Genomic DNA, 23,158 nt, shown 5'->3' on the forward strand with positions numbered 1-23,158 from the left:
AGCCGTGGTGGAACCGTGTAACGGTATGGTAATTACATGAATCAGCGGGATTATAAGGTGTTATCGGAGCCATAGTCAAACTCTTCGCTCCGCGCGCCTGCTTATATCGGGTGTAAAAACGACAAAATAAATTACCTGGAAACTGTTAAATTTTCTACGAAATGTTGTGTATTTGCGACTGTTGAGCGAGGTAAACCGATAGTTTCGGCCATGCATATACCAGCCGGTACGGTCTGGTAACGCGACCAGGGGCACGCTCACCGACGTGCTCGATTTGCACCGCGGCAGTGAGGACGCTGTGCGCTGGGAGTGCGTGGCGCGTCGCCGTGGTGCATCCGTTGTGGATAAAAGAATGCCGGGCGCGCAGCCCGGCATCGGTGCGGGGGTGTCCGCGTCAGGCGCGCAGGCGCGCGAGCACGGTGTCGAGGACGTCGAGGTCGGCGAAGTCGATGATCATCTGTCCCCTGCCCTTCGGCCCCATCTTGAACACGACGGGCGTCGCCAGGCGGTCGGACAGTTCTTCCTCGAGGCGCACGATGTCGCCCGACTTTTCCTTCTGGCGCGCGGCAGCCGGCGGCGCGTTCTGCTCTTCCAGCGCGCGCGCGACCAGCTTTTCCGTTTCGCGCACGGACATGCGCTTGGCGATCACCTGGTTCGCCAGTGCGATCTGGCTGGCCGCGTCGACGGCCAGCAGCGCGCGTGCATGCCCCATGTCGATGTCGCCCGCCATCAGCATCGTCTGCACGGGTTGCGCCAGGTTCACGAGGCGCAGCAGGTTCGACACGGCACTGCGCGAGCGGCCGACGGCCTGCGCCGCCTGCTCGTGGGTAAAACTGAATTCCGAGATCAGGCGCGCGATGCCCTGCGCTTCTTCCAGCGGGTTCAGGTCTTCGCGCTGGATGTTTTCGATCAGCGCCATCGCGGCGGCGTTCTGGTCATCCACTTCGCGCACGAGGACGGGGATCTCGTCCAGGCCCGCCAGCTGGGCCGCGCGGAAGCGGCGTTCGCCGGCGATGATCTCGTAGCGCGCGCCGGACGGCGACTGGTCGATCGGCCGCACGAGCACCGGCTGCATGATGCCCTGGGATTTGATGGACGATGCAAGCTCGGCCAGCGAACCGTCGTCCATGCGCGTGCGCGGCTGGTATTTGCCTGCCTGGATCTGACCGACCGGCAGCAGGGACGGCGCACCGCTTGGCGCGGCCGGCGTCTCGGGAGCGTCTCCACCCAGCAGCGCGTCGAGACCGCGGCCGAGTCCTTTGAGTTTTTTGGTTGCCATGACTTATGCTGGTTCTGGTTACATTGTCTTGATGCGTTCGACCATCTCGGCGCCGAAGGCAATATAAGCCTGCGCGCCTTTCGAGGACGGATCGAACGTGACGCCCGGGATGCCGTACGACGGCGCTTCCGCCAGGCGCACGTTGCGCGGGATGATTGTCTTGAACACCTTGTCGCCGAAGTGCTGCTCGAGCTGGGCCGACACCTGCTGCGACAGGGTCATGCGCGGGTCGAACATCACGCGCAGCAGGCCGATGATGCGCAGATCATGGTTCAGGTTCGCATGCACCTTCTTGATCGTGTTCACGAGATCCGACAGGCCCTCAAGAGCGTAGTACTCGCACTGCATCGGGATGATGACGCCGTGCGCGGACACGAGGCCGTTCAGGGTCAGCATCGACAGCGCGGGCGGGCAGTCGATCAGGATGAAGTCGTAGTCGGCGTCGACCTTCGCCAGTGCTTCCTTCAGGCGGCGCTCGCGGTTTTCCAGTTCGACCATCTCCACTTCGGCACCGGCCAGTTCGCGGTTGGCGGGCAGCACGTCGAAGCGCCCTGCTTCGCTGCGCAGGCGCGCCGTGGCCACGTCGGCCTCGCCCAGCAGCACCTCATAGATGGACGAGGTCAGCCCCGCCTTGTTGATGCCCGCGCCCATGGTGGCGTTGCCCTGCGGGTCGAGGTCGACCAGCAGCACGCGCTGGTCAAGCTTGGCGAGACCGGCGGACAGGTTCACGCTGGTGGTGGTCTTTCCGACCCCGCCCTTCTGGTTTGCTACGCAAAAAATTTTCGCCATGTATGCCTTTATCAGTCATACGGTTAATATCATTAAAACGGTTTATACGATTTATATGATATTAACGGTATAAACTGTTTATACAGTTTATATGCTTATGCTTCGACGGGATTGTTTCACGTGGAACGTTCGATGAATACCAGGTGGCGCTCGGCGCCTAGCCTCGGTACGTCCAGCGGTTCCACCTTGTCGACCTTCCACTCTGCCGGCAGCCGTTCCTGTTCGTCTTTCGGGGCCACCCCTTTCAAGGCGATGTAGCGTCCGCCGTCTGCCAGCAGGTGCGAGGACCAGTTGACGAAATCCGACAGGTCGGCAAAAGCACGCGAGGTGATGACGTCGAATTTGTCGCTCACCTGCAGTTGCTCCACTCGTGCCGTGTACACCGTGACGTTGGCCAGGCCCAGTTCCGCCTTCACCTGCGTAAGAAACGCCGTTTTTTTGTGGACCGTGTCGATCATCGACACTTTCATGTCTGGCCGCACGATTGCCAGCACGATGCCGGGCAGACCACCGCCCGAACCCACGTCCAGCACATTCTGCGCGGCCGCAAAGGCCGGTACGGCGGCCAGCGAGTCCAGCAGATGGTGCGTGACCATCTGCATCGGGTCGCGCAGCGACGTCAGGTTGTAGACCGCATTCCACTTGAACATCAGGGCCAGGTAATTCATCAGCTTGTCCTGCTGGGCCGGATTCACGTCGAGACCCATCGCGGCGATCCCCTCGCCCAGCACGGCGGACAAGGCCGCTCGATCGAAATTCTTCATGCGGCCGATTCCTCGTTCGGGACACTCCCAAAACCTTTGGCGCCGCGCTTTTTCAGGTGAACGAGCAGCAACGAAATGGCCGCCGGCGTCACACCAGAAATGCGCGAGGCCTGGCCCAGCGTTTCCGGCCGCTGCTTATCGAGCTTCTGGCGCACTTCGATCGACAACGCCGCGATCTCGAGATAGTTCAGGTTCTCGGGCAATTTCAGGTTTTCATAGTGATCGTGGCGTTCGACCTCGCGCGCCTGACGGTCGATGTAACCCGAATACTTCAGCTGGATCTCGACCTGCTCCTTCACGGCCGGATCTTCCACACCCGGGCCGCCCAGCGCCTGGCCGTCGACACCCTGCAGCGTAACCAGCTTGTCGTACTCGACACCCGGACGGCGCAGCAGGTCCGCCAGGTTGTATTCGCGCTCGATCGCTTGACCGATCACGCGTTCGGACTCGGCCGCGGCAAGGATGCGCGGGTTCACCCACGTCGCGCGCAGGCGCTCCAGTTCGCGTGCGACGGCTTCGCGCTTGCGCTCGAACGCTTCCCACTGCGCATCGCCGACGACGCCCAGCTTGCGGCCGATCTCCGTCAAGCGCATGTCCGCATTGTCTTCACGCAGCGACAGACGGTATTCCGCGCGGCTCGTGAACATGCGGTATGGCTCCGCGACGCCCTGCGTCGTGAGGTCGTCGACCAGCACGCCGAGGTAGGCTTCCGAGCGCGACGGCGTCCACGCGTCGCGGCCCTGCGTCTGCAGCGCCGCATTGATACCGGCGAGCATGCCCTGGGCCGCGGCTTCTTCGTAGCCGGTGGTGCCGTTGATCTGGCCGGCGAAGAACAGGCCCTGGACGGCCTTCGTCTCCAGCGACGCCTTCAGGCCGCGCGGGTCGAAATAATCGTATTCGATCGCGTAGCCGGGACGCAGGATGAACGCGTTTTCCAGGCCGCGCATCGAGCGCACCAGGGCCAGCTGCACGTCGAACGGGAGGCTCGTCGAGATACCGTTCGGATAGAACTCGTTGGTGGTCAGACCTTCCGGCTCGAGGAAGATCTGGTGCGACTCCTTCGATGCGAAGCGGTGGATCTTGTCTTCGATCGACGGGCAATAGCGCGGGCCGACGCCCTCGATCACGCCCGTGTACATCGGGCTGCGGTCGAGGCCGTTACGGATGATGTCGTGCGTCTGCGCATTCGTGTGGGTGACCCAGCACGGCAGCTGCTTGGGGTGCATCGCGGCATTGCCCATGTACGAGAACACGGGGACCGGATCGAGGTCGCCCGGCTGTTCCGTCATCACGGAGAAGTCGATGCTGCGGCCGTCGATGCGCGGCGGCGTGCCCGTTTTCAGGCGGCCCTGCGGCAGCTTCAATTCCTTCAGGCGCGACGATAGCGACACGGCAGGCGGATCGCCCGCACGGCCGGCCGAGTAATTCTGCAGACCGACGTGGATCTTACCGTCAAGGAAAGTACCTGCGGTCAGCACGACGGCGCGGGCACGGAAGCGCAGGCCAATCTGCGTGACGGCGCCAACGACGCGGTCGCCTTCGACCATCAGGTCGTCGACGGCCTGCTGGAACAGCCACAAATTCGGCTGGTTTTCCAGGCGCGAGCGGATCGCCTGCTTGTACAGCATGCGGTCGGCCTGGGCACGCGTGGCGCGCACGGCCGGGCCTTTCGAGGAGTTCAGGATACGGAACTGGATACCGGCTTCGTCGGTGGCGATGGCCATCGCGCCGCCCATGGCGTCCACTTCCTTGACGAGGTGGCCCTTGCCGATGCCGCCGATGGACGGGTTGCAGGACATGGCGCCCAGGGTTTCGATGTTATGAGTGAGCAACAGGGTCTTTTGGCCCATGCGCGCAGACGCGAGCGCCGCTTCGGTGCCGGCATGGCCGCCGCCAACGACGATCACGTCGAATTCAGTCGGAAATAGCATGATGGAGTGTGTTGCGAGGAGGATTAAGAAGGGATTATAGATTCTTTTTTCCATGCGGCTTCGGCTCGGCCGCGAAAACGACGATTTGTTTCACGTGAAACAATGCCGTGTTAGGATTTTCGCCACACTCACTCGAGCTTGCAGCGATGCCGAAACGTCGTCCTCTCACCTGTCTTTTGCTTGCCGCCAGCGCGACCGTCAGCGCGTATCCACGCTCGGATCTGCCGTCGACCACGTTCAGCCACAAGGACTGGGAACTTGTCTGTGACAACACGAGAACCTGTCGCGCAGCCGGCTACAATGAAGAAGACGACGGTCCGAACGCGACCATCCTGTTGACGCGCGCTGCCGGACCGCACCAGCCGATCAAGGTCGAGCTGCAGCTGGCGGAAGATGAACGCCATCCGGCCCCCGACCAGCTTGCGATGAGCATCGACGGCCGCGCCGTCGGCATCGTCCGCATCGAACCGAAATCGTCCACGCTCACGCTGACCGATGCGCAAATGCGTGCACTACTGCCGGCCCTGCTGAAGGACGGGCGCATCGCCTGGACCGGCCAGGGCACGACATGGACTATCTCGACGGCGGGCGCTAATGCCGTGCTGCTCAAGATGGACGAATTCCAGGGCCGGCTCGATACGCTTGGCGCATTGGTGCGGAAGGGCAGCAAACCAGAATCAAATGTTCTGCCACCATTGCCCGCGCCAGAGATCGAGGCGGCGCCGGTCAGCCAGGACAAGAACCCCATCAAGCTTACCCCGGCGCAGACCCGCGAGATCAAAACCGCATTGCGCAAGACCGTGAAGGAAGGCGATTGCGAACTGCTGGACTCGGCGTCCGAATCGGCGGGCAAGCTCGAGGTGCGTCCGCTCACGAAGGACAAACTGCTTGCATCGCACACCTGCCGGATCGCCGCGTACAACACGGGCGACGGCTACTGGGTCGTCAATAAGAAGCCGCCCTACTCGGCCGTCCCCGTCACCACGTCCGCCACGGATTACGATGACGGCGTCATTACCTCGTTCCAGAAAGGACGTGGCATTGCCGACTGCGTAGCAACCGCGACCTGGACATGGGACGGCCACACGTTTGCCCAGACCTCCGACAAAACATCCGGCATGTGCCGTCAGTTCACGCCCGGTGGCGCATGGGATTTACCGACGCTCGTGACGAACGTCCGAAAGTCGCGTTGACTGTTCCACGTGAAACAATCACCAGCCCAGCCGCTTGAACGTGTCGAACGCTGTCTTTACGATCAGCAGCCCGACAACGGCGAGGAACAGCTTGCGCACGAAGCCGCTGCCATGCTTCAGCGCCAGCTTGGTCCCGACCAGTGAGCCGGCGATCTGGCACACGGCCATCAGCAGGCCAAGCTGCCACAGCAGATGGCCGCTGTAGCCGAACCAGAGCAACGCCGAGATATTGCAGGCGACGTTGACGATCTTCGCCGCCGCCGACGCGCTGAGGAAGTCGAACCCGAAGAAGCGGACGAACAGGAAGATCAGGAAGCTGCCGGTGCCAGGACCAAAGAAGCCGTCATAGAAACCGATGGCGGCGCCGACACCCATCGCCAGCAGCCGCTCCTTCATGCCGCTGTGGGACGGCGCATGGACGGCGCCGAGGTCCTTCTTCTTGTACGTGTACACGGCCACCGCGACGAGGACCAGCGGCAGCAGACTCCTGACGAAATCGCCCGGCACGCGGGTCACCGTCCACGCACCGATGAACGACAGCGCGAATGCGGCGAGGGCCGCCGGCGCCGCCGTGCTCCAGGCGACCGTCACGCGCCGCGAGTATTTGACGGCCGCGACTGCCGTGCCAAACATCGCGGCCAGCTTGTTCGTGCCCAGTAGCGTCGCCGGTACCTCACGGGGGAACATGGCGAACATCGCCGGGATCTGGATCAATCCTCCCCCACCGACGACAGCATCCACGAGACCGGCAACGAAGGCCGCGACGGCCAGCAGGGCAAAATCGAACATGATGAATCACGCGTAAAAGCGCTATTGTAGTCCGACACCCTTGTTGCGACGCAACAAACTCAGACGGCCGCCGCCCGCCCCTCTTCCAGGAATTGCAGCAGCAGGCGGTTGACCTCGTCGGCCGCCGTCAGCTGCAGCCAGTGATCCGCGCCGCGGATGCGCTCGAAACGGAACTCGCCGTCGACGTAGTGCGCGGAGTCGCGCATCTGCTTTTCGCCCAGGGCCGGGTCGCGGTCGCTCCACAAGCCCATCACCGGCACTTTCACCTGGCGGTGTCCGCGCGGCAGGGCGAGACTCAGGTTGGCGCGGTAATAGTTCAGGGCGGCCGTCAGGCGGCCCGGCGGGGACAGGTCGCGCTTCCAGTGGTCGGCCTGACCGGGCTCGTCCGTGAACTGGCGCATGATGAACCAGTCGGCGGCGCGCAACGTATGCTCGGCGATGCCCGGCATGATGAAGCCGAGGATATACGTCATGCGCAAGCGCTGCAGGATGCCGGCACGCGCGATGGCGTACGGGTGACCGGTGGACATCGCCACGTAGCGGTGCACGCGCTCCGGCGCCAGCGTCGCGATCTGCCAGCCGATGATGCCGCCCCAGTCATGGCCGACGAGGAAGACCTTGTCGATGTGGAGGGCGTCGAGCAGGCCCAGCACGTCGCCGCGCAGCTTGTCCATCGTGTAGTCGAAGACGCCGCCCGGCGCGTCGCTGCGGCCGTAGCCGCGCAGGTCCGGGGCCAGCACGCGAAAGCCCGCGGCGGCCAGGACGGGGACCTGCTTGCGCCAGACGATGTGGGTGTCGGGAAAGCCGTGCAGCAGCAGCACGGCCGGTCCCTGCCCCGTCGTCGTCGTGTGGATGCGGATGCCGTTCACGTCCAGCATGAGGGATTCGTCGATCACGTGCGTCTCCTTGAAACCGGAGCGTGGAGCACCGCCGCGATCTCGCCGACGATACCCCGGCGGAACAACAACACGCAGGCAACAAAGATGAGGCCGGTGACGATGCCCACCGATTCTCCGAGTGATGCGAACCATTCTACATGCGTCTTCTCGGCCAGGAAGTTCCCCAGGTCGCCCAGCTTGTTTTCCAGTGCGACGATCAGGAAAGCGCCCAAAATCGGCCCGGCCAGGGTGCCCATGCCGCCGACCAGGGTCATCAGGATGACGAGGCCGGACATCGTCCAGTGCACGTCCGTCAGCGTTTCGAAGCCGAGCACGACGGTCTTCGTCGCGCCCGCCAGGCCGGCCAGTGCGGCCGACAGCACGAACGCGACGAGCTTGTAACGATCGACGTCGTAACCCAGAGAAATGGCGCGCGCCTCGTTTTCCTTGATCGCCTTCAGCACTTGCCCGAACGGCGAATGCACCGTGCGCACGATCAGGGCAAAGCCGGCGACGCAGATCGCCAGCACGACGTAGTACAAGGTCAGGTCGTTGCCGAGGTCGACGCTGCCCAGCAACTTGCCGCGCGGGACGCCCTGCAGCCCGTCCTCGCCATGCGTGAACGGCGCGCGCAGCGCCGCAAAATACACCATCTGCGCGAGCGCCAGCGTGATCATCGAAAAATAGATGCCCTGGCGCCGGATGGCCAGCAGCCCCATGACGAAACCCAGCGCCGCGGCCGCCAGCACGCCCAGCACGAGCGCCGCCTCGAACGGCAAGCCGAGCACCGCCAGCGCGTGGCCCGTGACGTAGCCGGCGCCGCCGAAGAAGGCCGCATGTCCGAACGACAGTAAGCCGGTGTAGCCGATCAGGAGGTTGAAGGCGCAGGCGAACAGCCCGAAGCACAGCAGCTTCATCAGGAAGACCGGATAGCCCACGAACGGTGCCGCCAGCGCCACCACCAATGCGAGGCCGTAGCCGAGTGTTCTGTTCATGGTCATCGCCTCATTTTTCTTTGCCGAACAGGCCGGCGGGACGCAGCAGCAGCACGACCACCATCACGACGAACACGACCACTTCCGACGCTTCCGGATAAAACACGCGCGTCAGCCCTTCGACGACGCCCAGCGCCAGGCCCGTGACGATGGAGCCGAGGATGGACCCCATGCCGCCGATCACGACGACGGCGAACACGACGATGATGAGATTGGAGCCCATCAGCGGCGTGACGTTGATGACGGGCGCCGCCAGCACGCCGGCAAAACCCGCCAGCGCGACGCCGAAGCCGTAGGTCAATGTCACCATCAACGGCACGTTGACGCCGAACGCTTCGACCAGTTTCGGGTTCTCCGTGCCTGCGCGCAGGTAGGCGCCCAGCCGCGTTTTTTCGATCGTGAACCACGTCGCCAGGCACACGACGAGCGAGGCGAACACGACCCAGGCGCGGTAGTTCGGCAGGATCATGAAGCCGAGGTCGGTGGCGCCGGACAGCGCTTCCGGCACGTCGAGGGTCTGGCCGGACACGCCGAAGAACGAGCGGAACACGCCTTCCAGCAGCAACGTGATGCCGAAGGTCAGCAGCAGGCCGTACAGGTGATCGAACTTGTAGAGCCAGCGCAGCATCGTCTTTTCGAACAGGATGCCGAACGCGCCGACGATGAGTGGCGCCAGCACGAGCATCGCCCAGTAATTCAGCCCGAACGACGTGACGCCGATGTACGCGGCGAACGCGCCCATCATGTACAGCGCGCCGTGCGAGAAATTGATCACGTTGAGCAGGCCGAAGATGACGGCCAGGCCCAGCGACAGCATCGCGTAGAACGAACCGTTCACCAGGCCCAGCAGCAGCTGGCTCATCATCGCCTGCAGGGGGACGCCGAAAATTTCCATATGACGTGCTTAGCCCAGGCTCACTTCCACGCCGCGCACTTGGTCTCGGCCTTGGTCGTGTACGCCTGGGTGCCCGGGATCGTGGCCACGACCTTGTAGTAATCCCATGGCGCCTTCGACTCGGCCGGCGTTTTCACCTGCATCAAGTACATGTCGTGCACCATGCGGCCGTCCGGACGGATCTCGCCATTCTTCGTGAACATGTCGTTGATCTTGGTCTTTTTCAGCTGGGCCATGACCTTGTTGCCATCGTCGGTGCCGATCGCCTTGACGGCGTTCAGGTAGTTCATCGCAGCGGAATAATCCGCCGCCTGCAGCGACGACGGCTCCTTCTTCATCTTCGCGAAGTATTTTTTCGCCCACGCACGGGTGTCGTTGTTCATGTCCCAGTACCACGCGTCCGTCAGGTAGAGTCCCTGCGTCGTCTGCAGCCCGAGGGTGTGGATATCGTTGATGAACACGAGCAGGCCCGCGATCTTCATCTTGCTCGTCAGGCCGAATTCCTTCGCCGCCTTGACCGAGTTGATGAAGTCGCCGCCGGCATTCGCCAACCCCAGCACTTGCGCTTTCGACGACTGGGCCTGTAGCAGGAACGACGAAAAATCGGACGCGCCCAGCGGATGCTTCACACTGCCCAGCACGGTGCCGCCATTGGCCTTGACGACGTCGGTCGTGTCCTTTTCCAGCGACTGGCCGAACGCGTAGTCGGCCGTCAGGAAATACCAGCTCTTGCCGCCCTGCTTCACGATCGTGGCGCCCGTGCCGCGGGCGAGCGCAACCGTGTCATAGGCATAGTGCACCGTGTACGGCGAGCACTGTTCGTTGGTCAGTTGCGCACTGCCGGAACCGATCGCGATGAAGACTTTTTTCTTTTCCGCCGCGACCTTGGCCATGGCGAGGGCCGCACCGGAATTCGTGCCGCCGATCAGCATATCGACGCCCTGCTGGTCGAACCATTCCCGCGCCTTGCTGGCGGCGATGTCCGGCTTGTTCTGGTGGTCGGCGACGATGAACTGGATTTTTTTACCGTTGATGGCGCCGCCCGCATCGGCGATCGCCATGCGCACGGCTTCGGCGCCGCCATTGCCGTCGATGTCGGAATACACGCCCGATAAATCCGTGATCATGCCGATTTTGATGGTGTCGCCCGAGATCTGGGCCAGCGCCGGCATGGACAAACCGGCCGCGAAGGTGGCGGCGGCAAAGGCAATCGCTGTTTTCATGTGGTCTCCATTGTCGATGATCAAACGCCCAGCAGCTCGGTCAATGCCGGCATGCTGGCCTGCAGCTCCGCGGCCGCGATCGTCGTGACGATGCGGCCGTGTTCCATGACGTAAAACCGGTCCGCCAGCGGCGCCGCGAACCGGAAATTCTGTTCCACCATGACGATCGTGTAGCCCTTCGCCTTGAGGGTCGTGATCATCTTCGCCAGCGCCTGCACGATCACGGGGGCGAGCCCTTCCGAGATCTCGTCCAGCAGCAACAGGCGCGCGCCCGTGCGCAGGATGCGCGCGACGGCCAGCATCTGCTGCTCGCCGCCGGACAGCCGCGTGCCCTGGCTGTGGCGCCGTTCGTACAAATTTGGGAACATCTCGTAGATCTCGGCGACGCTCATGCCAGCCTCCTGACCCGCCAGCTTCGGCGGCAACATCAGGTTTTCCTCGGCCGACAGCGACGCGAAAATGCCGCGCTCCTCCGGGCAGTAACCGATGCCGAGGTGGGCGATGCGGTGCGTGGGCGGGCGGATCGCCTCGACGCCATTGACCTTGATCGACCCGGTGCGCGCGCCCGTCAGGCCCATGATGGCGCGCAAGGTGGTCGTACGGCCCGCGCCGTTGCGGCCCAGCAGGGTGACGACTTCGCCCGGCTGCACGGTCAGGCTGACGCCGTGCAAAATGTGCGATTCGCCATACCAGGCTTGCAGGTTCTCGATCTCCAGTGCGGGCGTCATCCGTGTGCTCCCGCCAGGTTGTTGTCGGCGCTGCCCATGTACGCTTCGATGACCTGCGGATTGCGCGACACGTCCGCGTAACTGCCTTCCGCCAGCACGGCGCCCCGCTGCAGCACGGAGATGCGGTCGCAGATGCCGGACACGACGTTCATATTGTGTTCCACCATCAGGATTGTTCGGCCGCTCGCCACTTTCTTGATCAATGCCGTCACGCGGTGCACGTCTTCGTGGCCCATGCCTTGCGTCGGTTCGTCCAGCAGCATGAGTTCCGGCTCCATGCCGAGCGTCGTCGCGATCTCGAGCGCGCGCTTGCGGCCGTACGGCAGGTCGGCCGTGACCGTGTCCGCAAAGTTTTCCAGATCCACTTCGGCCAGCAAGGCCATGGCGCGATCGTTGAGCTGGTTCAGCGTTTTTTCGCTGCGCCAGAAATAAAAACTGGTGCCGAGGGCGCGCTGCAGGCCGATGCGCACGTTTTCCAGCACGGTGAGATGAGGAAAAACGGCCGAGATCTGGAACGAGCGGATGATGCCCATGCGCGCGATCTGCGCCGGTTTTTGCGAGGTGATGTCGGTGCCGTTGAACAGGATACGGCCGGCGGACGGAGAAAGAAATTTCGTCAGCAGGTTGAAGCACGTCGTCTTGCCGGCGCCATTGGGTCCGATGAGCGCGTGGATATGGCCGCGCTGCACCTGCAGACTCACCTGGTTGACCGCCGTAAAACCCTTGAATTCCTTCGTCAGATCACGTGTTTCCAGAATGACGTCCGGCATTGCGTCTCCCCCGCTTTCGTCCATTCAAGCTTTACAAATCATACACACTTTTGGAACTCGTCAAGATACAGCACGCGGCAGGCGGATCGCCCTGCGCTACGTCATGACGGCGCGCAAACCCGTTGTGCAAAAACGCACTATGACCACGTGCGGTCGATCAGCGCAGCCACCTTTTCGGCAATCATCAGGGTCGGGGAATTCGTGTTGCCGGAGGTGATCGTCGGCATGATCGACGCGTCGACGACGCGCAACCCTTTGACGCCTTTGACCCGCAATGTGCTGTCGACGACGGCGAGCGGATCGTCCATTTTTCCCATGCGGCAGGTGCCGACGGGATGGAAAATCGTCGTGCCGATGAGGCTGGCTGCTTCCGCCAGTTCTTCCTCCGTGCGGTAGTGCGGGCCCGGCTTGAATTCTTCCGGGCGGTATTGCGCCAGTGCGGGCGCCGCGACGATGCGCCGGGTCAGCGCCAGTGCGTCGGCCGCCACCTTGCGGTCTTCCGGCGTGCTGAGATAGTTCGGCGATATTTTCGGCGGCGCGTAACTGTCGTTCGCCGCCAGCCGGACGTGCCCCCGCGCCGTCGGCCGCAGGTTGCACACGCTGGCAGTAAAAGCCGGAAAACCGTGCAGCGGATCGCCGAATTTTTCCAGGGACAGCGGCTGCACATGGTATTCGAGGTTTGGCGTCGCCTGGCCGGGATCGGACCTGGCGAACGCACCCAGCTGCGACGGCGCCATCGACATCGGCCCGCTCTGGAACAGCAGGTATTGCACACCGATTTTCATCTTGCCGTACCACGACGCAGCGCTCGTGTTGAGCGAGCGGGCGCCCGTGATGCGGTAGACCATGCGCAGCTGCAAATGATCCTGCAAATTTTCGCCGACGCCGGGCGCATCGACGACGGGGTTGATCCCATGCTGATGCAGCAAAGCCGCCGGCCCGATGCCGGACAATTGCAGGATATGCGGCGAGCCGATGGCACCGGCGGCAAGCAGGGTTTCGCGCCGCGCCGTCGCCGTGAATGCCCGGCCGCCGCCCGTGAATTGCACGCCGCGGCAGACAACGCCCTGCTCCGTCTGCCCGATCAACAGCTTTTCGACGTGACAACCCGTCATGATCGCCAGGTTCGGCCGCGTGGAAGCCGGCCGGAGAAACGCTTTCGCCGTGTTCAGCCGGATACCGCGCCGCTGGTTGACTTCGAAATAGGCACAACCCGCGTTGTCGCCGCCGTTGAAATCGTCGACTTTCGGGATGCCCGTCTGGTGGGCCGCTTCGCGGAACGCGTCGAGGATCTCCCAGGACAGCCGCTGACGCTCCACCCGCCATTCGCCGCCGCTGCCGTGGATGGCGCTGGTACCGCCGTGATGGTCTTCGCTCGCCTTGAAAATGGGCAGGACATGATCCCAGCGCCAGGAGGGATCGCCCGTGATGGCGGCCCAGCGGTCGTAGTCCCCGGCCTGGCCGCGCATGTAGATCATGCCGTTGATCGACGAACTGCCGCCCAGGACTTTACCGCGCGGGTAGATCAGCGCGCGCCCTGCCAGGCCGGGATCGGCTTCCGTTTTATACAACCAGTCCGTGCGCGGGTTGCCGATGCAGTACAGGTAGCCGACGGGGATGTGGATCCACAGGTAATCGTCCTTGCCGCCCGCCTCGATCAGCAGCACCTGCACGTCGGACCTGCGGGTCAGGCGATTGGCCAGCACGCAGCCGGCGGTACCGGCCCCGACAATGATGACATCGAATTCCCCTGCGGACTCCATGGACCCTCGCATCTGATTCGGTTGAGCAAGCTTACCAGATGATCAAGCTCAACAAGGGGTCCCTGGACTGTGGATAAGCGTATGAATATCCACAGGTACGAAATGTGAGGAAGATCGGTTTTTCGCACAGTCGGGATTTTTATCCAGTTTTGCCACAAGGCACATACAAGACCAGCCCACCGTCTTATGCGAACCGTAAACGTTTGATGTTGTGGAAAAAATCCGGCTTATCCACAGAAGAGTGGCACCGTTAACTATTACTATTATTCTGTATACAAGCTTCTGGTTGTAAACCTGACGAGCCGCCTTGAAAGCTGCGGCCCTGTCGAAAAAAAATTTCTCGTCGCCGATCTCGACATCGTTCTGCTCAACAAAAAAAATCGACCGACTCCGGATGCGTTCATGACCACAACGCCTGCCCGACGTCGACCAGGCCAGCTACCCGCGACACCCAAACGCCCTGTTTCCGGGCCTTTTGTGGATAAGCTGCTGAATATCCACAGGATCGAATGTGCGGAACTGCCACGAAAGTCGATCTCGAATTTTTTTTCCAGTTTTGGTCCTCGACAGAAACAAGGTTTGTTCGACAGCTTTCGACGCACGTAAACCCTTGAGCTTGTGGAAAAAATCCCGTTTATCCACAGTTCAGCCGGCGTTTACTATCATTACTATCCTTTCTTTCTATCCAAGTTAACTAAAGAAGGACAACTCGCCCAGCAGCGATCGACGGCGAAGCAGACACGACGCGAACGCTCTTCTGTCTGCAAAAAAAAGAAACTGAACGCCGTCGCATCCAAAAAATGCTGACGTAACGACTGCTCGACTGCCGTTTGTCTACAGGAAGAACATGATGCCGAGGTCGCATCCGGAACAGCGTTCGCAGCCCGCGAACGTCCTGCCGGCAGACAAAACCAGCTCGACTGTGGAAAAGGCGCTGCATATCCACAGGATCGGATGTGCAGAACGGCCGTTTTTTCTGCTCGCCTGGTTTTTGTCCAACATCGGTTCAGCATCGATACAATGCTTGTCCAGCCGCTTCGTGAGCACGTAAACCGTTGACGCTGTAGACAAATTCCTTCTTATCCACAGGAAGGAAGGCGTTTACTATCACTACCATTTTTTATATATATCTTTGTTTTATTAATACAAAAACAGAGCGAACAGCGGGAACAAGCCGCCAAAACCGTCCGTCAACCCATCTAAAAACCAGGCTGAACCATGCGATTAGGGATCATCAGTGCGTTGCACGAAGAACAGCAGGGGCTCGTGGAGGCCATGGAAGGGGCCTACAAGCTCACGCACGGCATGCGCGAGTACTTCCTCGGACGACTGTGGGAAATCGACGCTGTGTGCGTTTTATCGCGTATAGGCAAGGTTGCAGCGGCACTGACGACCGCAACGCTTGTGGAGAAGTTCGGTGTTACCCACATCCTCTTTACGGGCGTGGCTGGCGCTGGAGACGCTTCGATCCGTGTCGGCGACATCGTCGTGGCCGAATCGCTCGTCCAGCACGACATGGATGCGAGCCCTTTGTTCCCCCGCTACGAAGTGCCGTTGACGGGTTTGACGCACTTCCTGTCCGACCACCACATGGCGTTGCAGCTGGCGGATGCGGCGCACCGCTTCCTGGAAGACGACTTCGCGCTTGCCGTCGACCCCGGGGAAAGGGCCGTATTCGCGCTCAGCGGGCCGCGGCTGCATCGAGGCCTGATCGCCAGCGCCGACCAGTTCGTGAGCGACAAGGACCGTCTGGACGCGTTGAATGAGGCATTGCCGGGTCTGCTGGCGGTGGAGATGGAAGGCGCCGCGGTTGCGCAGGCCTGTTTTGAGCTAGGCATCCCGTTCGGCGTGATCCGGACGATTTCCGACAACGCCAACGAACACGCGGCCACGGATTTCATGCGTTTCGTGAAATCCGTGGCCGCGCGGTATGCTTTTCACATCGTCAGGCAGTTTTGCCTGGGTTGGCAACATCAGGCCAACAGGGTATCCGCCGGCACGTAGTCATAGCCGAGATCCTTCGCGACGGCCGCATAGGTCACCTTGCCTTCGCAGACATTCAAGCCGCTCTTGAGGTGCGGATCGTCGCGCATGGCCTGCCGCCAGCCCTTCGTCGCCAACGCGACGGCATGACCGATCGTCGCGTTGTTCAGCGCAAATGTCGACGTGCGGGCCACTGCGCCCGGCATGTTCGCCACGCAATAGTGAACAACGCCGTCCACGACAAAGGTCGGATCGGCGTGCGTGGTCGGATGCGACGTCTCGAAACAGCCGCCCTGGTCGATCGCCACGTCGACGACGACAGCCCCTTTTTTCATTTTTGACACCATGTCGCGCGTGACGAGCTTCGGCGCCGCGGCACCGGGCACGAGCACGCCACCGATGACGAGGTCGGCCGACAGCACCGCTTCCTCGATCGCGTGCGCGTTCGAATACAGGGTCGAGATCCGGTTGCCGTAGACGAGGTCGAGCTGGCGCAGGCGGTCGACGTTCTTGTCGAGCACGGTGACACGTGCGCCGATGCCGACCGCCATCTGCAACGCATTCGTGCCGACGACGCCGGCGCCGATGATGACGATGTGGCCCGCCGCCACGCCCGGCACGCCGCCCAGCAGGATGCCGGCGCCGCCCTTCGATTTTTCCAGGTGGCTGGCGCCGGCCTGGATCGACATCCGCCCCGCCACCTCGCTCATCGGCGCCAGCAGCGGCAGGCCGCCGCCCGGGCCCGTGATGGTTTCGTACGCGATGCACACGGCGCCGGATTTCACGAGGGCCGCCGTCTGCTCCGGATCGGGCGCCAGGTGCAGATACGTGTACAGGATCTGTCCCGGACGCAGCATCGCGCATTCCTGCGGCTGCGGTTCCTTCACTTTCACGACCATGTCGGCCTGCGCGAAGATCTCTTGCGCCGACGGGACGATCGTGGCGCCGGCAGCCGCGTATTGCTCGTCCGTCAACCCGATGCCGGCACCGGCGCCGGTCTGCATGATGACCCGATGCCCGCGCGCGACCAGTTCGTGCACGCTGGGGGGCGTCAGGCCCACCCGGAATTCATTGTTTTTGATTTCTTTTGGTACGCCTATCAACATGTCTGCCTCCAGGTTAAACCTACGAAAAACATCTCCAAAAACAAAACGCCGCGGCGCAGGTTAGAAACCTGCTACCGCGGCGTCGCAGCCATCAGGACCCGGATTACAGACCGAGCGTCATCAGGCTTGCGTTACCTCCTGCCGCGGTCGTGTTGACGCACAAGGCGCGTTCCGCCACCAGCCGCCACAACGCCACCGGTTCGCCCGCACGGGTGTCGACGATGCCGACGATCGCCCCCGGACGGGCCGCCAGCCGCGCCTGCAGATCCCCGGGGAGACCCTGCTCGACGAGGGCCATGGCGAACTCGCTGCCGTCCAGCTCCTGCGCGTTGATGAAACGCACGTGTTCCTTGACGGCGATCGGCAACGCGGGCAGCGTTTCCGCCAGCACGAGCGCGCGGTTGCCCGTCGCGAACGCGGCCGCCAGCTGGTTCAGCAGGCTCGCCGTGCCGTTCGGCGCGCACAGGACGGTGCCGCGCGGAACGAAATCGAGCTGGTTGCGCTCGCCCGTCGGGCCCGGCAAGTCGATGCGCACGCCGTCCAGCGTCGTTTCCATGTAACCGTTTGCCAGGTTCGCGATGTCGCCGTGGCCGTTTGCGCACGCCCAGGCAAGCAGGCCGTCCAGCGCGTTATTGCTGCGGCGTGCGTGACGCAGCAGCGGCGCCGCATCCTGTTGCAGGCGCTTCAGGTACAACGGGCCGCCGGCCTTCGGACCGGTGCCGGATTTCCCCTCGCCACCGAACGGCTGGACGCCGACGACGGCGCCCACGATATTGCGGTTCACGTAGATGTTGCCGACGTGGGCCCGCGTCGTGATGAATTCGATCGTCTCGTCGATGCGCGAATGCACGCCCAGCGTGAGACCGTAGCCGGTCGCGTTGATCGTGTCGACGACCTTGTCCAGCTCGGAACGGCGCCAGCGCACGACGTGCAGCACGGGGCCGAAGACTTCGCGCTTCAGTTCGCTCATCGAGCCGATCTCGAGCACGGTCGGCGGCACAAACGTCCCCTGCGACAGCAACACGTCCGGCAAGACCAGCGAGAAATGCTGCTTCGCCGTCGCCTTCATGCGCTCGATGTGGCCGAGCAGGTTTTGCTGGGCTTCCTTGTCGATGACGGGGCCGATGTCGGTGGACAGGCGGTCCGGCACGCCCACGCGCAATTCCTGCATGGCGCCCTTGAGCATCTTGATCGTTTTATCGGCGATGTCTTCCTGCAGGAACAGCACCCGAAGGGCGGAGCAGCGCTGGCCGGCGCTGTCGAACGCGGAACTGAGCACATCCTGGACGACCTGCTCCGGCAGTGCGGAAGAATCGACGACCAGCGCGTTCTGGCCGCCCGTCTCGGCGATCAGCGGGATGTCGGCGCCTTCCTGTGCGGAACGTGCGGCCAACGTACGGTTGATCAATTGCGCAACCTCCGTCGAGCCCGTAAAAATGACGGCTTTTACACGTGCATCGGAGGTCAACGCGGCGCCGACGGTCTCGCCACGGCCCGGTAACAGCTGCAGCGCGCCTGTCGGCACACCCGCTTCGTGGAACAACTGCACGGCGCGGTGGGCGATCAGCGGCGTCTGCTCGGCCGGCTTTGCCAGCACGACATTGCCGGCGGCCAGCGCGGCGGCGACCTGGCCCGTGAAGATTGCGAGCGGGAAGTTCCAGGGGCTGATACATGCGACCGCGCCCAGCGCGCGCGCTTCCGGTGCATTGCGGATCTCGGCCGCGTAATAGCGCAGGAAATCGACCGCTTCGCGCACTTCCGCGATCGCGTTCGGCAGAGACTTGCCCGCTTCGCGCACGGCCAAGGCCATCAGTTCGCCGCGGTATTGCTCGAACAGATCGCCGACGCGGGCGATGATGTCGGCCCGGCCCGCATTGCCCATGCCTTCCCAGGCCGGTTTCGCGTTCACGGCGGCCTGCAGCGCGGTATCGACGTCGGCGGTGGTCGCTTCCGTCACCTGGCCGACGATGTCCGCCGACTGCGCGGGATTCACGATGTTCAGCGCACCGGCCGCTGCGACGGGACCGTCGACGAGCGGTGCGGCCACGTAATGGCGCGGCGTACCGAGGTCTGCGGCCAGTTCGGCCAGCACGTGTTCATTTGCCAGGTCGAGCCCGGCGGAGTTGCGGCGGCCGTCCGGGAACAGAGTCAGCGGCAGCGGAATGCGCGGGTGCGGCAGGCAGTGCGCGGCGCGCGCGGCTTCGAACGGATCGGTCAGCAGGGTGTCGATGGGCACGCTCTCGTCGACGATCTGGTTCACGAACGACGAATTCGCGCCGTTTTCCAGCAGGCGGCGCACGAGGTAGGCGAGCAGTGTCTCGTGCGAACCGACCGGCGCGTAGATCCGGCAGGCTTTACCGAGGTTCTCTTTGCCGACGACCTGGTCGTACAGCGTTTCTCCCATGCCGTGCAGGCACTGGAATTCGTAATCGGTGACGTTGCCGGCCTTCGCCCACGTGTAGATCACGGACAGCGAATGTGCATTGTGCGTGGCGAACTGGGCGTAGATCACGTCCGTCGCGGCGAGCAGCTTGCGCGCGCACGTGAGGTAAGACACGTCCGTGTAGATCTTGCGCGTGTACACCGGATAGCCCGGCAGGCCGTCGACCTGGGCGCGCTTGATTTCCGCATCCCAGTACGCGCCCTTGACGAGGCGGACCATGAATTTGCGGCCGCTGCGGCGGGCCAGGTCCACGACGAAATCGATCACGAACGGGCAGCGCTTCTGGTACGCCTGCACGACCAGGCCGATGCCTTCGAAGCCGGCCAAGGATGGATCGAAAGCAAGAGCTTCCAGCATGTCCAGCGAGATTTCCAGGCGGTCCGCTTCCTCGGCGTCGATATTGATGCCGATGTCGTATTCCTTGGCGAGCAGCACGAGGTTGCGCACGCGCGGCAGCAGTTCGCCCATCACGCGGGCATATTGCGCGCGGCTGTAGCGCGGATGCAGGGCCGACAGCTTGATCGAGATGCCCGGACCGTCCTTGATGCCGCGGCCATTGGAGGCCTTGCCGATCGCGTGGATGGCCGCTTCGTATGAGGCATAGTAATTGTCGGCGTCGGATTCCGTCAGCGCCGCTTCGCCCAGCATGTCGTAGGAATAGCGGTAACCGCGGGTTTCGTTTTCGACGCTGTTCTTCAAGGCTTCGGCTATTGTCTGGCCGGTGACGAACTGGTTGCCCAGCATGCGCATCGCGAGGTCGACGCCCTTGCGGATCAGCGGTTCGCCGCCTTTGGCGATCATGCGGGTCAACGCGGCACCGAGGCCCTTCTCGCTGCTGGACGACACGAGCTTGCCGGTGACGAGCAGGCCCCACGTGGCGGCGTTCACGAACAGCGACGGCGATTCGCCCAGGTGTTTTTTCCAGTCGCCCTTGCTGATCTTGTCGGCGATCAGGCGGTCGGCCGTTTCCGTGTCGGGTATGCGCAGCAGCGCTTCGGCCAGGCACATCAGTGCGACGCCTTCTTCCGACGACAGCGAGAATTCGTGCATCAGCGCATCCACGCCCGACGAGCGCGTACGTTTTTCGCGCACGGCCGACACGAGGCGGTGCGCCAGCATGTAGGCGTCGCCGTTGGCGCTGGCACCTTGCGCAAGCAGCCATTCCACGGCGGTGGTCTCGTCACGGCGGTAGGCGGCGGTGATCGCCGCACGCAGCGGCGTCTGTTCGCGGCGGGTTTCGGCCTGCAGGGCGTCGAAAGGGACGTAGGTGGAAGCCGGGAAGGCGGCAATGTTCATGAACGGTCAGGAAAAAATGGATGAGGACGAGCACCGGCAAACGCCGGTCTGGAGTGCGGATCAATGATTCGATTGTAGAAGGAAATCTTCTGGATTAATTCTGTTTTTACAGAAGACTAGCAATAGATAGTTTTTGGTGAGAGAATTTCACCAAATAATATTTATAGTGGAGAGAGAACACATGCTGGACAAGATCAGCAAGAAAATCCTGGCCGAACTACAGAGCGACGGGCGTATCAGCAACGTCGAGCTCGCCGCACGGGTCAACCTGTCGCCCGCCGCCTGCCTCGAGCGGGTGCGCAAGCTGCACGAGTCCGGCTACATCATGGGCTATACGGCCCAGCTGAATCCGCAGCTGCTGGACGTGTCGCTGCTGGTGTTCATCGAAGTGGTGCTGGACCGCACCACCCCGGAAGTCTTCGACGCGTTCAAGCAGAGCGTGCAATTGATTCCCGAAGTGCTCGAATGCCACATGGTGGCCGGCGGGTTCGATTACCTCGTCAAGGCGCGCGTGAAAGACATGGCAGCTTACCGCGAATTCCTCGGCAAGACACTGCTGCAGAAAGGCGTGCGCGAGACGCACACGTATGCGGTGATGGAAGAAGTCAAGAACACGACCAAGCTGCCCATCAAATGAAAAACGCCCTGGCAGGCAGGGCGTTGTATCTTCAGGCAATCTTTTCCATCTTTTCCGACGTTTCCGACTTCTGCGGAAGCATTTTTTGCGCCGAAGCGGACAGGTTTTCCAGGTTCTTGCGCAGCCAGCGGTGGGCCGGGCTGCGGCCGTCGCGTTCGTGCCAGAGCATGTCCAGGTGCACGGCCGGCAGCTGGAACGGCAGCTCGCGCCAGATCAGTTGTTCGGCCGCACCGGTCGACGCGATCAGGTGCTTCGGCAACACCGTGACCAGATCCGAGTTCGCGACCACGCGGCCGGCCGTGAAGAACTGGTTCACGGTCAGCAGGATGCGGCGCTCGCGGCCGAGCTGCGCCAGCGCTTCGTCGACGAGGCCGTGGGCGCGGCCCGAGAAGCTCACCAGCAGGTGGTTCGCCTTGCAATAATCGTCGAGGGAGAGCGTGCCCTGTGCGAGCGGGTGATTCTTGCGCATCACGACGACGTATTCTCCCGAATACAGGCGCTCGTGACGGATCGGCGAGCCCGTTTCGTACGACAGCTGGGCCGCGACGCCGGGGAAGAAGCCGACGGCCAGGTCGATGTCGCCGCGCAGCAGCATCGGCCGCGGTTCGCGCGTGGTCAGCGGCACCATGCGGATGTTGACGCCCGGCGCCTCTTTTTCGATCGACCGCACCAGAGAAGGCAGCCACAGGGCGGCAGTGGCGTCGGCCATCGCCATGCGGAACGTCGCCTGGGCCTTGGAAACGTCGAAGGTTTCCGGCATCACGGCCGCTTCCAGCGCGGCCAGCGCCTGGCGCACGGCGGGCCACAGCGCTTCCGCGCGCGGCGTCGGTTTCACACCGTAGGCCGTGCGGATCAGCAATTCGTCGCCGAGGCTTTCGCGCAGGCGTTTGATGGCGTTCGAGACGGCCGGCTGGGTCATCGCGAGGTGACCGGCGGCGCGTGTCAGGTTTTGCTCGGTCATGACGGCGTCGAAGACGCGGAGCAGGTTCAGATCAAGCGTGAGGAAGCTCATGGGACTCCGTTCAGGACGGGCAATAAATGGTTTGTCGGTACGGTAAGTGTACCCGATTTCCATTCACGATCAATATAATAGCTATTACCAAGTGTAATTAGATTTATATGTTGCGTTGCACTATAGTGACATCGAACGAATAGATCAGCTTGCTACTTAGTCTTCCCATGTCCTTCTCCGACACCCTTTTCCAGACCCCGGTGCTGGCTCTGCCCTTCACCCACCTGCTCTTGTGCATGGTCCAGCTGACCCTGCTGGGCGGCGTGTTGATGTTCTTCCGCCCCCTGCTGGTCGGCATCGTACGCGCGCTGGTACTGGTGGTGCGCCCGCGCCCGACGAAGGGCGAGCTGGCGGCACGCAGGCAGCGTGCGCAGGCCGCAGCGGTGGGATCGCACTGATCCTTACAGTCTAGTCTACACAGCTTCATTCCCGAAAGCGGCGCCCGGATAACCGGGCGCCGCTTTTTTTTCGCCCCTACTCTTACCCGTCGCCGGTAACTCGTGGTCGCTCGAGTTGTCAGGCGTTTTTTTGGTGATTCAATTTAACAATTAGTCGTCGAATGGATGGTGTATCAAAAAATCGATGATTCATGGATTGATGAGTTGGCGATTAGTTGGAAGAAGATAGCATCATATTGATGAGATATGAAGAATTTCGCTGAATTGGTCGTGTAGCAGTCGCATG

The 23,158-nt window shown here is 62.6% G+C and carries 19 protein-coding genes; 4 read left to right on the top strand and 15 right to left on the bottom strand.

From position 1 onward, the window contains the following. Positions 1–394: 394 nt before the first annotated feature. The 4 genes from ACEN9G_RS12650 to mnmG all read right to left on the bottom strand — a co-directional run bounded on the left by ACEN9G_RS12650 (position 395) and on the right by mnmG (position 4,763). Positions 395–1,279, bottom strand: coding sequence for a ParB/RepB/Spo0J family partition protein (locus ACEN9G_RS12650; protein ID WP_413336985.1), 885 nt, complete (start codon positions 1,277–1,279; stop codon positions 395–397). Between the two features lie 18 nt (positions 1,280–1,297). Next, positions 1,298–2,068 carry a ParA family protein gene (locus ACEN9G_RS12655; RefSeq protein ID WP_036237197.1) on the bottom strand — a complete coding sequence of 257 codons (771 nt, stop codon included), beginning with the start codon at positions 2,066–2,068 and terminating at the stop codon, positions 1,298–1,300. Between the two features lie 116 nt (positions 2,069–2,184). Continuing rightward, positions 2,185–2,832, bottom strand: a complete 648-nt coding sequence (rsmG, locus tag ACEN9G_RS12660) for a 16S rRNA (guanine(527)-N(7))-methyltransferase RsmG (RefSeq protein WP_413336984.1) — start codon at positions 2,830–2,832, stop codon at positions 2,185–2,187. Further along, positions 2,829–4,763, bottom strand: coding sequence for a tRNA uridine-5-carboxymethylaminomethyl(34) synthesis enzyme MnmG (gene mnmG, locus ACEN9G_RS12665; RefSeq protein ID WP_413336983.1), 1,935 nt, complete (start codon positions 4,761–4,763; stop codon positions 2,829–2,831). Before mnmG ends, rsmG begins: the two co-directional genes overlap by 4 nt. Before the next feature lie 146 nt (positions 4,764–4,909). Here mnmG and ACEN9G_RS12670 point away from each other — a divergent pair, with 146 nt between their 5' ends. After that, positions 4,910–5,956 carry a DUF1176 domain-containing protein gene (locus ACEN9G_RS12670; RefSeq protein ID WP_413336982.1) on the top strand — a complete coding sequence of 349 codons (1,047 nt, stop codon included), beginning with the start codon at positions 4,910–4,912 and terminating at the stop codon, positions 5,954–5,956. Between the two features lie 18 nt (positions 5,957–5,974). On the opposite strand, the gene ACEN9G_RS12675 is transcribed toward ACEN9G_RS12670, so the two are convergent. From ACEN9G_RS12675 to ACEN9G_RS12710, 8 genes are all read right to left on the bottom strand, one after another. Further along, complete coding sequence (locus ACEN9G_RS12675) at positions 5,975–6,745, bottom strand: sulfite exporter TauE/SafE family protein (RefSeq protein ID WP_413336981.1); 771 nt, start codon at positions 6,743–6,745, stop codon at positions 5,975–5,977. A 59-nt stretch (positions 6,746–6,804) separates the two neighbouring features. Continuing rightward, positions 6,805–7,641, bottom strand: a complete 837-nt coding sequence (locus ACEN9G_RS12680; RefSeq protein ID WP_413336980.1) for an alpha/beta fold hydrolase — start codon at positions 7,639–7,641, stop codon at positions 6,805–6,807. After that, the gene (locus tag ACEN9G_RS12685) at positions 7,638–8,618 is read right to left on the bottom strand and encodes a branched-chain amino acid ABC transporter permease (protein WP_413336979.1); all 981 of its coding nucleotides are present in this window, start codon (positions 8,616–8,618) and stop codon (positions 7,638–7,640) included. The genes ACEN9G_RS12680 and ACEN9G_RS12685 overlap by 4 nt, the downstream gene beginning before the upstream one ends. Positions 8,619–8,628: 10 nt before the next feature. After that, positions 8,629–9,513 (bottom strand): branched-chain amino acid ABC transporter permease, encoded by an 885-nt coding sequence (locus ACEN9G_RS12690; RefSeq protein ID WP_413336978.1) that lies wholly within the window; start codon positions 9,511–9,513, stop codon positions 8,629–8,631. Positions 9,514–9,533: 20 nt separating this feature from the next. Beyond that, a complete protein-coding gene (locus tag ACEN9G_RS12695) occupies positions 9,534–10,736 on the bottom strand; it encodes an ABC transporter substrate-binding protein (protein WP_413336977.1) in 1,203 nt (400 codons plus the stop codon). A gap of 20 nt (positions 10,737–10,756) precedes the next feature. Then, on the bottom strand, positions 10,757–11,464 hold the full coding sequence (locus ACEN9G_RS12700) for an ABC transporter ATP-binding protein (RefSeq protein ID WP_413336976.1): 708 nt from the start codon (positions 11,462–11,464) through the stop codon (positions 10,757–10,759). Then, positions 11,461–12,234, bottom strand: a complete 774-nt coding sequence (locus ACEN9G_RS12705; protein ID WP_413336975.1) for an ABC transporter ATP-binding protein — start codon at positions 12,232–12,234, stop codon at positions 11,461–11,463. The genes ACEN9G_RS12700 and ACEN9G_RS12705 overlap by 4 nt, the downstream gene beginning before the upstream one ends. 137 nt (positions 12,235–12,371) lie before the next feature. Beyond that, positions 12,372–13,997: a GMC family oxidoreductase gene (locus tag ACEN9G_RS12710; RefSeq protein ID WP_413336974.1), complete on the bottom strand. Its 1,626-nt coding sequence runs from the start codon at positions 13,995–13,997 to the stop codon at positions 12,372–12,374. 1,218 nt (positions 13,998–15,215) lie between these two features. On the opposite strand from ACEN9G_RS12710, the gene ACEN9G_RS12715 reads away from it, so the two are divergent. After that, positions 15,216–16,001: a 5'-methylthioadenosine/adenosylhomocysteine nucleosidase gene (locus ACEN9G_RS12715; RefSeq protein WP_413336973.1), complete on the top strand. Its 786-nt coding sequence runs from the start codon at positions 15,216–15,218 to the stop codon at positions 15,999–16,001. Here ACEN9G_RS12715 and ald read toward each other — a convergent pair. Beyond that, entirely contained in the window at positions 15,971–17,086 is a 1,116-nt protein-coding gene (gene ald / locus ACEN9G_RS12720) for an alanine dehydrogenase (RefSeq protein WP_413336972.1), read from the bottom strand. The two genes, ACEN9G_RS12715 and ald, sit on opposite strands and share 31 nt — an antisense overlap. A gap of 103 nt (positions 17,087–17,189) precedes the next feature. Next, complete coding sequence (gene putA / locus ACEN9G_RS12725; RefSeq protein WP_413336971.1) at positions 17,190–20,825, bottom strand: trifunctional transcriptional regulator/proline dehydrogenase/L-glutamate gamma-semialdehyde dehydrogenase; 3,636 nt, start codon at positions 20,823–20,825, stop codon at positions 17,190–17,192. A gap of 181 nt (positions 20,826–21,006) precedes the next feature. Between putA and ACEN9G_RS12730 the strand changes: the two genes are divergently transcribed. Continuing rightward, positions 21,007–21,462, top strand: a complete 456-nt coding sequence (locus tag ACEN9G_RS12730; RefSeq protein ID WP_036171419.1) for an Lrp/AsnC ligand binding domain-containing protein — start codon at positions 21,007–21,009, stop codon at positions 21,460–21,462. A 31-nt stretch (positions 21,463–21,493) separates the two neighbouring features. Here ACEN9G_RS12730 and ACEN9G_RS12735 read toward each other — a convergent pair whose 3' ends face one another. Next, positions 21,494–22,474, bottom strand: a complete 981-nt coding sequence (locus ACEN9G_RS12735) for a LysR family transcriptional regulator (RefSeq protein WP_056133791.1) — start codon at positions 22,472–22,474, stop codon at positions 21,494–21,496. Between the two features lie 200 nt (positions 22,475–22,674). Between ACEN9G_RS12735 and ACEN9G_RS12740 the strand changes: the two genes are divergently transcribed. Then, positions 22,675–22,872 carry a hypothetical protein gene (locus tag ACEN9G_RS12740; RefSeq protein ID WP_156403983.1) on the top strand — a complete coding sequence of 66 codons (198 nt, stop codon included), beginning with the start codon at positions 22,675–22,677 and terminating at the stop codon, positions 22,870–22,872. Positions 22,873–23,158: the final 286 nt, after the last annotated feature.

The organism is Massilia sp. Masssp94 (assembly GCF_059491305.1).

Coding starts and splice junctions, on each gene's coding strand:
- ACEN9G_RS12695 (WP_413336977.1), bottom strand. CDS start 10,736: ATGAAAACAGCGATTGCCTTTGCCGCCGCCACCTTCGCGGCCGGTTTG.
- ACEN9G_RS12715 (WP_413336973.1), top strand. CDS start 15,216: ATGCGATTAGGGATCATCAGTGCGTTGCACGAAGAACAGCAGGGGCTC.
- ACEN9G_RS12685 (WP_413336979.1), bottom strand. CDS start 8,618: ATGAACAGAACACTCGGCTACGGCCTCGCATTGGTGGTGGCGCTGGCG.
- rsmG (WP_413336984.1), bottom strand. CDS start 2,832: ATGAAGAATTTCGATCGAGCGGCCTTGTCCGCCGTGCTGGGCGAGGGG.
- ACEN9G_RS12670 (WP_413336982.1), top strand. CDS start 4,910: ATGCCGAAACGTCGTCCTCTCACCTGTCTTTTGCTTGCCGCCAGCGCG.
- ACEN9G_RS12675 (WP_413336981.1), bottom strand. CDS start 6,745: ATGTTCGATTTTGCCCTGCTGGCCGTCGCGGCCTTCGTTGCCGGTCTC.
- ACEN9G_RS12650 (WP_413336985.1), bottom strand. CDS start 1,279: ATGGCAACCAAAAAACTCAAAGGACTCGGCCGCGGTCTCGACGCGCTG.
- mnmG (WP_413336983.1), bottom strand. CDS start 4,763: ATGCTATTTCCGACTGAATTCGACGTGATCGTCGTTGGCGGCGGCCAT.
- ACEN9G_RS12690 (WP_413336978.1), bottom strand. CDS start 9,513: ATGGAAATTTTCGGCGTCCCCCTGCAGGCGATGATGAGCCAGCTGCTG.
- ACEN9G_RS12705 (WP_413336975.1), bottom strand. CDS start 12,234: ATGCCGGACGTCATTCTGGAAACACGTGATCTGACGAAGGAATTCAAG.
- ald (WP_413336972.1), bottom strand. CDS start 17,086: ATGTTGATAGGCGTACCAAAAGAAATCAAAAACAATGAATTCCGGGTG.
- putA (WP_413336971.1), bottom strand. CDS start 20,825: ATGAACATTGCCGCCTTCCCGGCTTCCACCTACGTCCCTTTCGACGCC.
- ACEN9G_RS12735 (WP_056133791.1), bottom strand. CDS start 22,474: ATGAGCTTCCTCACGCTTGATCTGAACCTGCTCCGCGTCTTCGACGCC.
- ACEN9G_RS12700 (WP_413336976.1), bottom strand. CDS start 11,464: ATGACGCCCGCACTGGAGATCGAGAACCTGCAAGCCTGGTATGGCGAA.
- ACEN9G_RS12710 (WP_413336974.1), bottom strand. CDS start 13,997: ATGGAGTCCGCAGGGGAATTCGATGTCATCATTGTCGGGGCCGGTACC.
- ACEN9G_RS12730 (WP_036171419.1), top strand. CDS start 21,007: ATGCTGGACAAGATCAGCAAGAAAATCCTGGCCGAACTACAGAGCGAC.
- ACEN9G_RS12655 (WP_036237197.1), bottom strand. CDS start 2,068: ATGGCGAAAATTTTTTGCGTAGCAAACCAGAAGGGCGGGGTCGGAAAG.